This window comes from Streptococcus sp. FDAARGOS_256 (assembly GCF_002289235.2).
Lineage (GTDB): Bacteria > Bacillota > Bacilli > Lactobacillales > Streptococcaceae > Streptococcus.
This window is the reverse complement of the sequence record NZ_NTGM02000001.1, coordinates 400232-414236: the sequence shown is the minus strand read 5'-3', so window position 1 is coordinate 414236 and position 14005 is coordinate 400232. Positions and strand designations below refer to the sequence as shown.

At 41.7% G+C, this 14005-nt stretch carries 17 protein-coding genes and 1 other annotated feature; of the genes, 5 read left to right on the top strand and 12 right to left on the bottom strand.

The features are described 5' to 3' along the window. Positions 1-24 precede the first annotated feature (24 nt). Positions 25-831, top strand: coding sequence for a peptidylprolyl isomerase (locus A6J84_RS02210; protein WP_049479508.1), 807 nt, complete (start codon positions 25-27; stop codon positions 829-831). 27 nt (positions 832-858) lie between these two features. Then, complete coding sequence (locus A6J84_RS02205) at positions 859-1098, top strand: zinc-ribbon domain-containing protein (RefSeq protein ID WP_000600216.1); 240 nt, start codon at positions 859-861, stop codon at positions 1096-1098. Positions 1099-1142: 44 nt separating this feature from the next. Here A6J84_RS02205 and A6J84_RS02200 read toward each other — a convergent pair whose 3' ends face one another. The 7 genes from A6J84_RS02200 to A6J84_RS02170 form a co-directional block, all read right to left on the bottom strand. Next, positions 1143-2684 (bottom strand): ABC-F family ATP-binding cassette domain-containing protein, encoded by a 1542-nt coding sequence (locus tag A6J84_RS02200; RefSeq protein WP_049485069.1) that lies wholly within the window; start codon positions 2682-2684, stop codon positions 1143-1145. Between the two features lies 1 nt (position 2685). After that, complete coding sequence (locus tag A6J84_RS02195) at positions 2686-3165, bottom strand: VanZ family protein (RefSeq protein ID WP_095725948.1); 480 nt, start codon at positions 3163-3165, stop codon at positions 2686-2688. 1 nt (position 3166) lies between these two features. Further along, the gene (rlmN, locus tag A6J84_RS02190; protein WP_095725947.1) at positions 3167-4252 is read right to left on the bottom strand and encodes a 23S rRNA (adenine(2503)-C(2))-methyltransferase RlmN; all 1086 of its coding nucleotides are present in this window, start codon (positions 4250-4252) and stop codon (positions 3167-3169) included. Positions 4253-4272: 20 nt separating this feature from the next. After that, on the bottom strand, positions 4273-4803 hold the full coding sequence (locus A6J84_RS02185; RefSeq protein ID WP_001224366.1) for a YutD family protein: 531 nt from the start codon (positions 4801-4803) through the stop codon (positions 4273-4275). Positions 4804-4958: 155 nt separating this feature from the next. Then, complete coding sequence (gene sodA / locus A6J84_RS02180; RefSeq protein WP_000974728.1) at positions 4959-5564, bottom strand: superoxide dismutase SodA; 606 nt, start codon at positions 5562-5564, stop codon at positions 4959-4961. Between the two features lie 69 nt (positions 5565-5633). After that, on the bottom strand, positions 5634-6671 hold the full coding sequence (gene holA, locus A6J84_RS02175; protein WP_095725946.1) for a DNA polymerase III subunit delta: 1038 nt from the start codon (positions 6669-6671) through the stop codon (positions 5634-5636). Positions 6672-6703: 32 nt separating this feature from the next. Beyond that, on the bottom strand, positions 6704-7639 hold the full coding sequence (locus A6J84_RS02170) for a dihydroorotate oxidase (protein WP_095725945.1): 936 nt from the start codon (positions 7637-7639) through the stop codon (positions 6704-6706). Between the two features lie 205 nt (positions 7640-7844). On the opposite strand from A6J84_RS02170, the gene gdhA reads away from it, so the two are divergent. The 3 genes from gdhA to A6J84_RS02155 are packed head-to-tail and all read left to right on the top strand — an operon-like array spanning position 7845 to position 9834. Next, positions 7845-9191 (top strand): NADP-specific glutamate dehydrogenase, encoded by a 1347-nt coding sequence (gene gdhA / locus A6J84_RS02165; protein WP_000199520.1) that lies wholly within the window; start codon positions 7845-7847, stop codon positions 9189-9191. Positions 9192-9222: 31 nt separating this feature from the next. Next, a complete protein-coding gene (locus A6J84_RS02160; protein WP_095726479.1) occupies positions 9223-9708 on the top strand; it encodes a GNAT family N-acetyltransferase in 486 nt (161 codons plus the stop codon). Continuing rightward, a complete protein-coding gene (locus A6J84_RS02155) occupies positions 9709-9834 on the top strand; it encodes an NADP oxidoreductase (protein WP_095725944.1) in 126 nt (41 codons plus the stop codon). Between the two features lie 89 nt (positions 9835-9923). Here A6J84_RS02155 and A6J84_RS02150 read toward each other — a convergent pair whose 3' ends face one another. From A6J84_RS02150 to A6J84_RS02125, 5 genes are all read right to left on the bottom strand, one after another. Then, complete coding sequence (locus tag A6J84_RS02150; protein ID WP_095725943.1) at positions 9924-10292, bottom strand: EXLDI protein; 369 nt, start codon at positions 10290-10292, stop codon at positions 9924-9926. Positions 10293-10356: 64 nt separating this feature from the next. Beyond that, positions 10357-11259 carry a DUF2268 domain-containing protein gene (locus A6J84_RS02145; RefSeq protein WP_095725942.1) on the bottom strand — a complete coding sequence of 301 codons (903 nt, stop codon included), beginning with the start codon at positions 11257-11259 and terminating at the stop codon, positions 10357-10359. Between the two features lie 232 nt (positions 11260-11491). Then, on the bottom strand, positions 11492-11860 hold the full coding sequence (gene rplL / locus A6J84_RS02140; protein WP_001196964.1) for a 50S ribosomal protein L7/L12: 369 nt from the start codon (positions 11858-11860) through the stop codon (positions 11492-11494). Positions 11861-11934: 74 nt separating this feature from the next. After that, positions 11935-12435, bottom strand: a complete 501-nt coding sequence (gene rplJ / locus A6J84_RS02135; protein ID WP_001287274.1) for a 50S ribosomal protein L10 — start codon at positions 12433-12435, stop codon at positions 11935-11937. Between the two features lie 38 nt (positions 12436-12473). Beyond that, positions 12474-12609, bottom strand: a sequence feature (ribosomal protein L10 leader region). A 61-nt stretch (positions 12610-12670) separates the two neighbouring features. Beyond that, the gene (locus A6J84_RS02125) at positions 12671-13930 is read right to left on the bottom strand and encodes a TRZ/ATZ family protein (protein ID WP_095725941.1); all 1260 of its coding nucleotides are present in this window, start codon (positions 13928-13930) and stop codon (positions 12671-12673) included. Positions 13931-14005 lie beyond the last annotated feature (75 nt).

The window sequence follows — 14005 nt, the reverse complement described above, 5'->3', positions numbered from 1 at the left end:
AAATGAATTTTTGAGAGGTTAACAATGAAAAAACTAGCAGCCCTTCTTTTACTATCCACTGTAGCCCTTGCTGGATGTACTAGTATCCAACGTGGTCTCCGTGGTGATGAATATGTCGACTCCAGCATCTCTGCTGAAGAAAGCTCAAAAGCAGCTGCTCAGACTGCCAAAGATTTGAATGACGCTTTAACCAATGAAAATGCCAACTTCCCTCAACTTTCTAAAGAAGTTGCTGAAGACGAAGCTGAGGTCATTTTACACACAAATCAAGGCGATATCCGCATCAAACTCTTTCCAAAACTAGCACCTCTAGCAGTTGAAAACTTCCTCACTCATGCCAAAGAAGGCTACTATAACGGCATCACCTTCCACCGTGTCATCGATGGCTTTATGGTCCAAACTGGAGATCCTAAGGGAGATGGTACAGGTGGCCAATCTATCTGGCATGATAAGGATAAAACGAAGGATAAGGGAACTGGTTTCAAAAATGAAATCTCCCCTTACCTATACAATATCCGAGGAGCCCTTGCTATGGCTAACACTGGTCAACCAAACACCAACGGTAGCCAGTTCTTCATCAACCAAAACTCAACAGATATTTCAGCTAAACTCCCTACTAGCAAGTATCCAAAGAAAATCATCGAAGCCTATAAAGAGGGCGGAAATCCTAGTCTAGACGGCAAACACCCCGTCTTTGGTCAAGTCATCGATGGCATGGATATCGTTGACAAGATTGCCAAGGCTGAAAAAGATGAGAAAGACAAACCGACATCTGCTATCACCATCGATAGTATCGAAGTGGTGAAAGACTACGACTTCAGCAAAAAATAAGCCATCAACAGATAAGGAGACGATGAGATGATTTTATTTTGGGGTTCTAAAGGTTATCAGAAAGATTTGGGACATACGCAAACTGCGATCGAATGTGGTCACTGTAACAATGTTGACACTTGGGAAATCGTAGAAACTGGACGCAAGTTCACCCTCTACTGGATTCCACTTTTCCCTTATGGTAAAAGTTACTTCGTTTCTTGTCCGATTTGCCACTACGGTAAAGAAATTGAGAAATCTGAAGTTGAAAGCTATTTAAATTACTAGTCAAAAAAGGCCAAGTCATTTCGACTTGGCCTTTTTCAGTGCTTTTAAGTTAGCTTGTTAAAATCCCAAATTTGGTCCATCCAGCCTTCATAGAAGTCTGGTTCGTGGCAAACCATAAGAATGCTTCCTTTGTATTCTTTAAGCGCGCGCTTGAGTTCTTCCTTGGCATCCACATCCAAGTGATTGGTCGGCTCGTCCAGCACTAAGACGTTGTTTTCACGGTTCATCAAGAGACAGAAGCGCACCTTGGCTTGTTCCCCACCTGACAAGACCTGAATTTGGCTTTCGATATGCTTAGTTGTCAAACCACAACGAGCAAGGGCTGCACGGACTTCTGCTTGGTTAAGGGCAGGAAAGGCATTCCAGACGGCCTCTAGTGGTGTTTGACGATTGCCACCTTCTACTTCCTGTTCAAAGTAACCAAGTTCTAGATAGTCACCGCGTTCAACTTCCCCAGCGATTGGTGGAATAATTCCCAAGAGAGACTTCAAGAGGGTTGTTTTCCCGATACCATTTGCACCGATAATAGCAACCTTTTGATTGCGTTCAAAGGTGAGGTTTAAGGGTTTGGTAAGGGGACGGTCATAACCAATCTGCAAGTCCTTGGCTTGGAAGATAAAGCGCCCTGGCGTACGAGCTGGTTTGAAATCAAAGGATGGCTTTGGTTTCTCGCTTTGGAGTTCGATAATATCCATCTTATCCAATTTCTTTTGACGAGACATGGCCATATTACGCGTTGCAACACGCGCTTTGTTTCGAGCGACAAAGTCCTTGAGGTCAGCTATCTCTTTCTGCTGACGTTCGTAAGCCGCCTCTAGCTGAGATTTCTTCATGGCATAGACTTCTTGGAACTGGTAGTAGTCACCAGAGTAACGCGTCAACTGTTGATTTTCCACATGGTAAACGATATTGATTACGTCGTTGAGGAAAGGAATATCATGCGAAATAAGGACAAAGGCATTCTCATAGTTTTGAAGATAACGCTTGAGCCAGTCAATGTGTTCAGCATCCAAGTAGTTGGTTGGCTCGTCCAAAAGCAAGATATCCGGCTTTTCAAGGAGGAGTTTAGCCAAAAGCACCTTGGTTCTTTGTCCACCTGATAAGGCTGTTACATCTGTATCCATGCCATAGTCCATGACACCGAGAGCACGCGCCACTTCATCAATCTTAGCATCCAAAGTATAGAAATCTCGACTCTCCAAACGGTCTTGGAGTTCGCCAACTTCTTCCATTAGCGCGTCAATATCTGCTCCGTCCTCTGCCATTTCCATATAGAGGTCATTGATACGAGCTTCTGCTTTAAATAGCTCATCAAAGGCTGTACGCAAAACATCACGCACGGTTTGACCTTCCTTTAGCACAGCGTGCTGATCCAGGTAGCCAGCAGTCACATATTTGGACCACTCCACCTTCCCTTCATCTGGCAACATCTTACCTGTCACGATGCTCATAAAGGTTGATTTCCCTTCACCATTGGCACCGACTAAGCCGATATGCTCTCCCTTGAGGAGACGGAAAGACACATCTTCAAAAATTGCACGGTCACCAAAACCGTGACTCAAATTTTTAACTTCTAAAATACTCATTCTAATTCCTTATCTTGTTTCTATGCAGTCCTTTATAGAGGAGCCAAGCCAAATAGCCTCCCAGGGTATTGGTCCACAAATCATCAATCTCAAAGACCCGATTAAAGTCGAATAAAAAATCTAAAACTAGTTGCGTGCACTCAATTCCTAGACTCAGTAGAAAACTGAGAAGGATGATTTTTTTCGTTTGTCGTAAATTTGGACAGAGATAGATCAGTTGAAAGACCAGTGGGAAAAGCAAGAAGACATTTAAAATGTTCTGCAAAAAGATCCAAAGGACTTGTCCCAAACTAGTCACTTCACCCAGATTCCAAAGGGAGTTTAAGGGAGTTAAAAGAAAAACCAGGCGTCCAAAAGTTTGAATACCTGGAGTTTCCACTCCTGTAGGAAGTTGGGGCTGGGGAGTAAAACAAAAACAGACAATGCATATGCTGTAAACAGCCACTCCCAATCTTAAGATTAATTCTCTTTTTTTAGTCATTTTATGGATTTACCGCTGCAACTGCCTTCTGGCGATCACGTTTCATTGTATTGGAGCGCAATTGTCCACAAGCTGCATCAATATCTGTACCATGCTCCTGACGGACAACACAGTTGATCCCTTTTTTCTTGAGGGTATCGTAGAAGGCCATCACGCGCTCTTTAGGACTACGGCTATATTGGTCATGCTCACTAACAGGGTTATAGGGAATCAAGTTGACATATGACAATTTCTTGATGTTTTTTAGCAATTCAGCCAATTCCAAGGCTTGTTCTACACCATCGTTTACTTCATTGAGCATGATATATTCAAAGGTTACACGACGATTAGTTGTTTCGATATAGTACTCAATAGCTGCGAAGAGCTTTTCAATCGGAAAGGCACGGTTAATCTTCATGATGCTTGAACGCAATTCATTGTTTGGTGCGTGAAGGGAAACAGCCAGATTGACCTGTACGCCTTCATTAGCAAAGTCACGAATTTTATGGGCCAAACCTGAGGTTGAAACCGTGATGTGACGAGCGCCGATTGCCATCCCCTTGTCATCATTGATGGTACGGACAAAATTCAAAACATTGTTGTAATTATCAAATGGTTCACCAATTCCCATAACAACGATATGGCTGACACGTTCATCCTGACCACGTTCATCAAAGTATTTCTGAACTAGCATGATCTGCGCTACGATTTCCCCGTTATTGAGGTCACGTTGCTTCTTGATCAAGCCTGATGCACAGAAGGTACAACCAATATTACAGCCAACCTGAGTGGTCACACAGACTGACAAACCGTAGTGTTGACGCATGAGTACTGTCTCAATCAACATGCCATCTGGCAACTCGAAAAGATACTTAACAGTACCGTCAGCTGACTCTTGTACAATCCGTTGTTTCAAAGGATTTACCACAAACTGGTCATTGAGCTTAGCAATCAAATCCTTGGAAAGGTTGGTCATTTCTTCAAATGACTGGACACGTTTACGGTAAAGCCATTCCCAGATTTGATCTGCTCGGAATTTCTTTTCTCCTTGTTCTAATACCCATTCTTGCATGGTTTGACGTGTTAAACTATAAATAGACGGTCTCATCTCTTCTCCTTATTCTCTATCTATTTCTGACGAATGACAAAATGGCGCTGTCCCTTGTCCTCTTTCTGAGACTTTTGGTCCTTATGACGACGTCTATTTCGCTTATCGGCATTTGGTTTTCTCTTATTTTGCGAAGGTTTCTTGCCTCTTCTAGGAAGGTTTTCCTCCTCTTTTTTACGCATTTTTTTGTCAAATGAAGCCCGTTTCGGTGCTTGATTTTCTAGAACAAAATAGGCACAACCATAACTACAGTACTCTAAAAGATAGTCCTGTAAGCGACTGATCTTTTCAATTTTTTCCTCTGTTCGATCGTCTTTGTAAAAACCACGTAGGCGGAGCTGTTCATTACTCCAGTCCCCCACGACATAATCAAATTTGGTCAACACTTCTGAGAAGCGTTGATTAAAGACTGTCACATCGAAAGCATCCTTGATATTTTCAACCAAGGTAAAAGCAATTCCTTCAGTCTCAACCTTATCCCCATTTACATGAAATTCTGGGCCAGGAAACTTGTTATAGTTGTATAATTCAGGTGCAATTTCTTTACGCATAGTCTTCCTTTTCCACGATTACTTAACACTCTATTTTACCATAATTTCTAGCAGTTAGCACGTTTCTCATAAAAATGAAAAAAGTCTGACGATTTTGTCAGACTTCTGCTTTATAACTTTAAAAAGAGAAGAACAATTCTTCCCTCCATATTTTATTATTTAGCTGCTGCGTAAAGCTCGTCTACCTTGTTCCAGTTAATGACTGAGAAGAAAGCTTTGATGTAGTCAGGACGCACGTTGCGGTATTTCACGTAGTAAGCATGTTCCCAAACATCCAAGCCCAAGATTGGTTTTTTACCTTCTGAGATTGGTGTGTCTTGGTTGGCTGTAGAAGTCACTTCAAGCTTCCCTTCTTTGTTGACAACCAACCATGCCCATCCAGAACCAAAGCGAGTTGTAGCTGCTGCTGTAAAGGCTGCTTGGAACTCTTCAAATGAACCAAATGTTGCATCGATTGCTGCTGCAAGTTCTGCTGAAGGAGCAGTCTTTTCAGGAGTCATCAATTCCCAGAAAAGAGCGTGGTTCAAGTGTCCACCACCGTTGTTGATAAGCGCTTGGCGAATATCAGCTGGGATAGAGTCTACATCAGCAAGCAAGGCTTCAAGGTCTTCACCAATTTCAGGGTGTTTTTCAAGAGCTGCATTTGCATTGTTTACATAAGTTTGGTGGTGTTTGTCATGGTGCAAGTGCATTGTTTCTGCATCGATGTATGGTTCCAAAGCGTCATATGCGTATGGAAGGTCTGGTAAGATAATAGCCATCTGTAATACCTCTTTTTCTTTCTATAAGAAAATGATAACGCAATCATCCTCTTTTTTCAAGTTTTTTGCTCAATTTGCCTCTGCCGCGATCTGCAAAAGTGCCTTTTCAAACAAGTATCCTTTTTCATAGACACCTGTCTTAATCTGGTAGTCTGTTTCAATCAAATAAGAAATCGCTCGCTTGAGAAAATCTAAGGAAATCCCTCTCGAATCTCTCAGTGCAAACTTGATTTGATAAGGATTAGGATTGCGCCCCAAGTAAGTTCCCAGACTACTTGCAATCTGCGATTCCGTCTGACCAGTCTCTGATAAAATCTTCACTTGGGTAAAGGTACGAAACTGTCCTAACATGACAGCTATGAGCTTGATCTCATCCTCCCCTTGCAAGGTCAAATCTCTGACCAAGTCACGGGCCAGGTCAATCTTCTTAACTAAAATAAGCTGAGTCAAATCAAAAATATTGTCCTGCAGGGTCTTTGGTATAGCCTCGACAATATCCTTCTCCTCTATCATGCCATCTGACTTATAAGACTGTAAAAAAAGGAGATTTTTCTGGATTTCACTAAATTGAAAACCAGATTTGATAAGTAGATTTTCAAAGGATTGCCCCACAAACTGCAGACCTTGTGTCTGACTCCATTTTTGGAAATACTGGCGGAGTTCTTGATCCTTGGGTTCAATAGCATCAAATACAGTCGCATCTCGTTTGAGCAATTTGACCAGCCGTCTTTTACTATCTAACTTTCCTTCTGCAAAAATCAACAACTTGGTTGTTGGCGAAGGGTTATCAAGGTATGCCTCAAACGACTTGAGCTCATCATCTGCTAAAAAGCGTTTTTTGGCTGTTGTGATATCGACAAAATGGTCTAATATCACGATTTTCTCATCCGCAAAGAAAGGGAGACTGACCAACTCCAACTCTAAGTCTTTATAAGCTACTTCTTTCATATCAAAGTAAGCAAAATTGAGATCAGCTGGATCATAACCAATCTGTTTCAACACTTGACTCTTCATAACTTCAAACTGTCCCTGGTCTGTCCCTGTAAATAGATTCAAGCTAGATAAATTTGATAGAGATACCTTTTGACTCTCTTCTATGGCTAGCATCTTCTCTCCTTTCTTCTGATTTTTTATTAAACTTAATCAATATAGCGCAATTTCCCACGGAAATCTTCTAGGTTCTCGTACCCTTTTTCTGCCATGATTTCTTTTAGTTCATTGGTAATGCGTTCAAAAGCACCTACGCCTTCTTTGTGAAGGGTAGTTCCTACTTGCACCATACTCGCACCGCAGAGGATGTGTTCAAAGGCATCACGACCCGTTAGAACACCACCCGTTCCGATGATTTGGATTTGGGGATTTAAACGTTGGTAAAAGGCGTGCACATTCGCTAGAGCAGTCGGTTTGATATACTCTCCACCAATTCCACCAAAACCATTCTTAGGACGAATCACGACCGACTCGTCTTCTATATAAATGCCGTTTCCGATAGAGTTAACACAGTTAACAAACTTGAGCGGATATTTGTTGAAAATAGCTGCCGCTTGATCAAAGTGAACAATATCAAAATAAGGTGGCAATTTGATTCCAAGAGGTTTGGTAAAGTAGGCAAATACTTCTGCCAAGATACAATCTGTTGTCTCAAAATCATAAGCAATCTGAGGTTTTCCTGGAACATTTGGACAAGAGAGATTAAGCTCTGTCAGTCCTTTAAACTCGCTCTCTTGAACTTTTTTCAAGATGGTATGTGTTTCTTCTGGAGACATGCCAACTAAAGATAGGAAGAAAGTACGGTTTGGCTCTTTTTCCTGCAAGTCCAAAAGATAGTCCAGATAGTAGTCTAAGCCATTATTTGGTAAGCCCATAGAGTTGATAGAACCAAGTGGAACATCCTGGTAGCGTGGCTCAGGATTGCCCTGACGAAAGTCCAAGGTCGCTGTCTTCGTGACAAAAGTACCCGCCGCTGAGTTTTTGACCCCTTCAAGCTCTTCTATCGTCATACAAGCAACACCCGCCGCATTCATCAAGCAATTGTTAAACTCAAAGCCAGCTATTTGTGTTTTCGTTGATACCATGATTCTGATCCTCCAGATTCCTTTTATTTCTAATATTATACCATACTTTAAGATTTTCTCTTTGAGAAACTAATTTCTATATAAAACGTTCGGTTTTGTAAATTGAAAGAATTTTTAGAAAATTTCTGTTTTTTTCTTTACACTCAAAAAAAATTCTGCTATAATGGCTCATGTAATAAAATATAACAACAAAAAGGAGAACGATATGACATCTGCTAAAGACTATATCCAAAGCGTGTTTGCAACTGTGAAAGCTCGTAACGGGCATGAGGCTGAATTTCTCCAGGCGGTTGAAGAATTCTTCAGCACTTTGGAACCTGTATTTGAAAAACACCCTGAGTATATTGAAGAAAATATCTTGGCACGCATCACTGAGCCTGAGCGCGTGATTTCTTTCCGTGTTCCTTGGGTTGACCGTGAAGGTAAAGTACAAGTCAACCGTGGTTACCGTGTTCAATTCAACTCAGCTGTTGGACCATATAAAGGCGGACTTCGTTTCCACCCAACTGTAAACCAAGGGATCTTGAAATTCCTTGGCTTCGAACAAATCTTTAAAAATGTCTTGACTGGACTTCCAATCGGTGGAGGTAAAGGTGGATCAGACTTCGATCCTAAAGGGAAGACTGATGCTGAAGTGATGCGCTTCTGCCAAAGCTTCATGACTGAATTGCAAAAATACATCGGACCATCACTTGACGTCCCAGCTGGTGATATCGGTGTTGGTGGACGTGAAATTGGTTACCTTTACGGACAATACAAACGTCTTAACCAATTTGATGCGGGTGTTTTGACTGGTAAACCTCTTGGATTTGGTGGTAGCTTGATTCGTCCAGAAGCAACTGGTTATGGATTGGTTTACTACACTGAAGAAATGCTCAAAGCTAATGGTAACAGTTTTGCTGGTAAGAAAGTGGTAATTTCAGGTTCTGGTAACGTAGCTCAATATGCTCTTCAAAAAGCGACTGAACTTGGTGCGACTGTTATCTCTGTATCTGACTCAAACGGTTATGTCATCGATGAAAATGGTATCGACTTCGATCTTTTGGTTGATGTTAAAGAAAAACGCCGTGCTCGTTTGACTGAGTACGCAGCTGAGAAAGCAACTGCTACTTACCATGAAGGTTCTGTATGGACTTACGCTGGAAACTACGACATCGCTCTTCCATGTGCGACCCAAAACGAAATCAACGGCGAAGCAGCTAAACGTTTGGTTGCTCAAGGAGTTATCTGCGTATCTGAAGGTGCTAACATGCCTAGTGACCTTGATGCGATTAAAGTCTACAAAGAAAACGGAATCCTTTACGGACCTGCCAAAGCTGCCAACGCTGGTGGTGTAGCTGTATCAGCGCTTGAAATGAGCCAAAACAGCCTTCGCCTTTCATGGACTCGTGAAGAAGTTGATGGACGCCTCAAAGACATCATGACCAACATCTTCAACACAGCTAAAACAACTGCTGAAACATACGGACTTGGTACCGACTACCTTGCAGGAGCAAATATCGCTGCCTTCGAAAACGTAGCAAACGCTATGATTGCACAAGGTATTGTTTAATTAGTCGATACATCCTATCGGAGGACAAATGATGAACTTACGGCCAATGGAAGTGAGAGATAATCCAGCTGTAGCGCAACTCATTCGAGCTAGCCTAGAAGAATTCGGACTTGACAAACCAGGAACTGTCTACTTTGATTCTCATCTAGATCATTTGGCCGACTATTATCAACAGCAAGAGAGAGCAGCTTACTTTGTTCTGGAAGATGAAGGACAGCTGGTTGGCTGTGGTGGCTTTGCACCTGTGTCTGATAAGATTACTGAATTACAAAAACTGTATGTCACTAAAAATAGCCGTGGCAAAGGTTATTCCAGTAGGTTGATAAAGCGGATATTCCAGGAAGCCCGTCTGGCTGGTTATGAACAGCTTTATCTAGAAACCTCTACTGAACTGGCTACGGCTGTGGCCGTCTATCAGCACTATGGTTTTACAGCATTGCAACAACCACTTTCTAACGCCGCCGGCCACCCAGCTATGAATATCTGGATGATAAAATCCCTCTTATCAGATGAATAGATGGCAGTATACTCTGGTCGTCTCGAAGACATCATGACCAAGATCCTCAAAACAGCTAAAACAACTACTGAAACATACGGACTTGGTACAGGTGACCTTGCAGGAGAAAATATTGTTGACTTCTAAAATCTAGTAAATGCTGTGATTGCCCAAGGTATTGTTTAAGCACTATCAAACTAGAAGAAATCCGACTGCTTATAAAAGCAGTCGGATTTTTATATATCTAATTTTTCAAAAAATTTTCCTGCTACCAGCTTTTCTTTTAGCTTCTCTAACAGCTCATTCTCCAGGAAAGGACTTAGTTCGTCAAAATCTTGGCAAACCTTAAAAACCGTCTCTCTGTCCAACTGGCCATAAGCTAGTTCATAATAGTCCTTATTATGATGCCAGTTCTGGTCATAATTGACATCTGTCCGCTGATAGAAAACGATATTCTGCTTCGGAGTCAGGTAAAGCTTCTGTGTTAGAATGCTTTTCTGATCTTTGGATAACTTGCTACGACTGAAAATCTTAACACCTTGAAAGATCTTGCGTTCATGGATACCTTGATTTGTGACCTTTAATTCAACTCTTTTATAGTGCATATAGTCACCTCCAAAAATTACTTTCATTATATCAAACTCTGGCAGATTTGCAAGCAAAAATATGTCATTGCCAAAAGTCTTTTGTCGCCTCTAAAATCTCTTCTGTCGATGTTACTGTCGCTTCAATAATGCTCTTGCCAGTCTTTTTCAGATAGGCTTGTATCAGATGATAGCCATAAGCATAGCCCGCAGCATAAGGCATACCGACTGGTATTTGACCTTGAATCTCGGCAATTTCATCACCGTAGAGATAAGGAGCCATTTCCGCCATCCCTGTTAGCTGAAGCTGACTTGAGATGATGGGCTTAATCTTCTCTAATTGCTCTGGACTGGTTGAAGTGACCCAAGGTCCGATGAGCTCCTTACCATAGAGTTCAGCAGCAAAAGACTCTGCCAAGCCTTCACTGACTACCCAGTCTGCTAGTGTCGTCTGCTGATTCCATTTGACAAATTGAAAGCGGACATTGTGATTGCACTCATGAGCCAACGCAGCCTGCACACGTGGTAAAGTATAGTCATTTGGTAGCAGACTAAGCATGAGGTAGCCTGGAATTCCGCCATCTCCGCTATAATCCTTATTGAGTTGTAGCATAGGTTTTTCTGGATTGCCCAATAAAATAGTAAAATGGTAATCCTCAACATCTAAGTCATAGCCAGCCTGCTCAAAAAGCCCAATACTCCTTTTGATGGTATCCTGGCAGTCCTGCCAGAGTCGATCAGAGCTCAGAGAGTCGATAGCTGGTCTATCCTTTTCTGAGAGAGTTGAGGGTAACTGATTCATAAAGCCAAGTAGGAAAAGAGCATCAAATCCTCCAGGATACTTTGCTTTCAGAGGAATGTGTTGCGTTTGGTATTTCATTGCAAAAGGTGCTAATATTTTAGCTCGAAAGCAACCTTCTCTTTTTTCTAAAGGAAGCTCGAGCATCTCTTGGTAAACTTTATCTGAACGAATCATATTGATTTGCATGGTAATCTCCTTTCTTATCTATTATTAGTATAATCCCTTACCTAAGGTCAGAGTCAAGAAGAAAATTGAAATTATATCAAGATTCTAGTAATTGTTAGTAAAAAAACTAGAACTTTCGTATCAGACCATAATTTCAAGTAGGTTTACCCATTTTAAATCGTAACAGAAAAAACCACTACTCCTAAGAATAGCGGTTTTATATGTTTTTTAAGCTACTAATGTAGTTGCTCTATTATTTAAGAGTAACTGAAGCTCCAGCTTCTTCCAATTTAGCTTTGATTTCTTCAGCTTCTGCAGTTGGAACGCCTTCTTTGATGACACCTGGTGCACCATCAACAAGTTCTTTAGCTTCTTTAAGTCCAAGACCTGTGATTTCACGTACAACTTTGATAACGCCAACTTTTTTGTCACCAGCAGCTGTCAACTCAACGTCAAATGAGTCTTTAGCAGCACCAGCGTCAGCAGCACCAGCTGCAGCAACAGCTACAGGAGCAGCTGCAGTTACACCAAATTCTTCTTCGATAGCTTTTACAAGGTCGTTCAATTCAAGGATTGAAGCTTCTTTAATTTCAGCAATAATGTTTTCAATGTTCAATGCCATTGTTATTTCCTCCAAATAAGTTTTTAATTTTATAATCGTTTTTCCGTAGCTAAGCTACGCTGCGTAGCTTAAGATTAAGCTGCGTCTTCTTTGTTGTCTGCAACCGCTTTGACTGCAAGAGCAACGTTGCGCACTGGCGCTTGAAGTACAGAAAGGAGCATAGAAAGAAGTCCTTCGCGGTTTGGAAGAGTTGCAAGAGCAACGATTTCTTCTTTAGATGCGACAGCGCCTTCGATTGCACCACCTTTGATTTCAAGTGCTTCAGCGTTTTTAGCAAAATCGTTCAAGATTTTCGCTGGTGCGATAACATCTTCGTTAGAAAATGCTACTGCAGATGGTCCAACAAATACTGATGCAAGATCTTCAAGACCAGCTTTTTCAGCTGCACGACGCAAGATTGAGTTTTTAATGACTTTATACTCAACTTCGCTTCCACGAAGCTCACGACGAAGAACTGTATCTTGCTCAACTGTCAAACCACGAGCGTCTACAACGACGATAGATGCAGCAGCTTTCATTTTTTCAGCTACTACGTCAACTAGTTCCGCTTTTTTAGCAATAATTGCTTCACTCATTAGTGTGTTCACCTCCGTAATTATTTTGCTTGGGGAATTTTTCCAAAAGAAAAACGCGCCCAAACCTAGACACGAAAGTACAATACGCTTCTTTTTACATGATACGTTTTGTCCTCGGTAGGATCTTTATGAGTCGAGCTCCCCTACTGTCTTAGGCAGTTTTTTCAAACCGTATATAAGTATAGCATAGACAAAAAAAGAATGCAAGATTTTTGCAAACTTTTTTTAAATTTTTTTAAATCTCTACTGTCAAAACTTTGCCTTGCTTAACCACCTGTTCTCCAGCGATATAAACATCATCAACATCACTGGATTTGACTGCATAGACTAGATGCGAGAGCATATTATTCTGAGGTTGAAGATGGATTTTTCCTTGTGGTTGAATGACCAGAAAATCCGCTTGCTTGCCAACTTCTAGGCTTCCTATCTGCTTTTCCATTCCTAGAACCTTAGCTCCTTCGATTGTCAGTGCCTTAAGGGCTGTTTCGATAGGAAATTGGCTGGCATCTCCACTTTTCATCTTTTGAAGAAGGGCTGCTGTCCGTCCTTCCTCGAACATATCTAGATTGTTATTGGAAGCAACCGAGTCTGTCGCAATCCCCACTGCTACTCCTGCTTTTTGCAGTTGGATGATGGGAGCGATCCCTGAGGCCAGTTTGAGGTTACTGATAGGATTGTGGGCGATAGCCACTTGAGAGGTTACCAAACGTTCAATTTCTCGTTCGTTTAGCTCGACCCCATGAGCAAAGACAGACGGATGATCTAAGTAACCTAGTTCTTCTAGAAAGGCGAGAGGGCGTTTGCCGTATCGTTTCAGGATTATTCCTGACTCCTCCTTGGTCTCCGCCACATGGATATGGATAGGAATATTCAGCTCTTTTGCCATATCTAAACTCGCTTCCAGCAAGTCTTTACTACAGCTGTAGGGAGAATGAGGGGCTACCATAACCTTGAAATTTGGATTTTCATATCCTAAGATTTCCTCTATGATGGCTCGGGTTCTGCTCATAGTCTCAGCAGTTGATTCTGCCTCTGAAGAAAAAAGGGTTGGTGAGAAATAACAACGCATCTTAGAGACCTTGACTGCCTGATAAATTTGCTCAATATCCACACCATTGGGATTATACATATCGTTGAAGGTTGTTGTCCCTGACTGGAGCATCTCTGTCAGAGCTTCTTTGACTGCCTTGGTAGTCATGTCGGGAGTAAAGCCTGCTTCTGCTGGCCAGATATAGTCATTGAGCCATTCGTGGAGATTGCTGTCATCCTGAATTCCTCGCAAACCTGTCATAGCAGAATGGGTGTGGCAATTGACCAAACCAGGCATGATCCAGGCTCCCTGATAGTCTATAATCTGCTCAGCTTGCTCTAAAATCTCTGGCTCCTCTTGGCCGACATAGACGATTTGAGAGTCCTTAACGGCTAAAATACCATCCAGATAGACATGGAAATCTTGGTCACAAGTCACGATATTTACATGCTGATAGACTTTCATTGTTTTCTCCTTCTAAGACCCTGATTTTTCTAGCTATTGTAACAAAAAAGTCACCCGAAGGCAACTTTTAGTGTC

Excerpts from the sequence above, each read along its gene's own strand:
- A6J84_RS02160 (WP_095726479.1), top strand. The coding sequence starts at position 9,223 with ATGAACTTACGGCCAATGGAAGTGAGAGATAATCCAGCTGTAGCGCAA.
- sodA (WP_000974728.1), bottom strand. The coding sequence starts at position 5,564 with ATGGCTATTATCTTACCAGACCTTCCATACGCATATGACGCTTTGGAA.
- A6J84_RS02185 (WP_001224366.1), bottom strand. The coding sequence starts at position 4,803 with ATGCGTAAAGAAATTGCACCTGAATTATACAACTATAACAAGTTTCCT.
- A6J84_RS02145 (WP_095725942.1), bottom strand. The coding sequence starts at position 11,259 with ATGCAAATCAATATGATTCGTTCAGATAAAGTTTACCAAGAGATGCTC.
- gdhA (WP_000199520.1), top strand. The coding sequence starts at position 7,845 with ATGACATCTGCTAAAGACTATATCCAAAGCGTGTTTGCAACTGTGAAA.
- A6J84_RS02155 (WP_095725944.1), top strand. The coding sequence starts at position 9,709 with ATGGCAGTATACTCTGGTCGTCTCGAAGACATCATGACCAAGATCCTC.
- holA (WP_095725946.1), bottom strand. The coding sequence starts at position 6,671 with ATGCTAGCCATAGAAGAGAGTCAAAAGGTATCTCTATCAAATTTATCT.
- rplL (WP_001196964.1), bottom strand. The coding sequence starts at position 11,860 with ATGGCATTGAACATTGAAAACATTATTGCTGAAATTAAAGAAGCTTCA.
- A6J84_RS02125 (WP_095725941.1), bottom strand. The coding sequence starts at position 13,930 with ATGAAAGTCTATCAGCATGTAAATATCGTGACTTGTGACCAAGATTTC.
- A6J84_RS02200 (WP_049485069.1), bottom strand. The coding sequence starts at position 2,684 with ATGAGTATTTTAGAAGTTAAAAATTTGAGTCACGGTTTTGGTGACCGT.
- A6J84_RS02195 (WP_095725948.1), bottom strand. The coding sequence starts at position 3,165 with ATGACTAAAAAAAGAGAATTAATCTTAAGATTGGGAGTGGCTGTTTAC.
- rlmN (WP_095725947.1), bottom strand. The coding sequence starts at position 4,252 with ATGAGACCGTCTATTTATAGTTTAACACGTCAAACCATGCAAGAATGG.
- rplJ (WP_001287274.1), bottom strand. The coding sequence starts at position 12,435 with ATGAGTGAAGCAATTATTGCTAAAAAAGCGGAACTAGTTGACGTAGTA.
- A6J84_RS02205 (WP_000600216.1), top strand. The coding sequence starts at position 859 with ATGATTTTATTTTGGGGTTCTAAAGGTTATCAGAAAGATTTGGGACAT.
- A6J84_RS02150 (WP_095725943.1), bottom strand. The coding sequence starts at position 10,292 with ATGCACTATAAAAGAGTTGAATTAAAGGTCACAAATCAAGGTATCCAT.
- A6J84_RS02170 (WP_095725945.1), bottom strand. The coding sequence starts at position 7,639 with ATGGTATCAACGAAAACACAAATAGCTGGCTTTGAGTTTAACAATTGC.
- A6J84_RS02210 (WP_049479508.1), top strand. The coding sequence starts at position 25 with ATGAAAAAACTAGCAGCCCTTCTTTTACTATCCACTGTAGCCCTTGCT.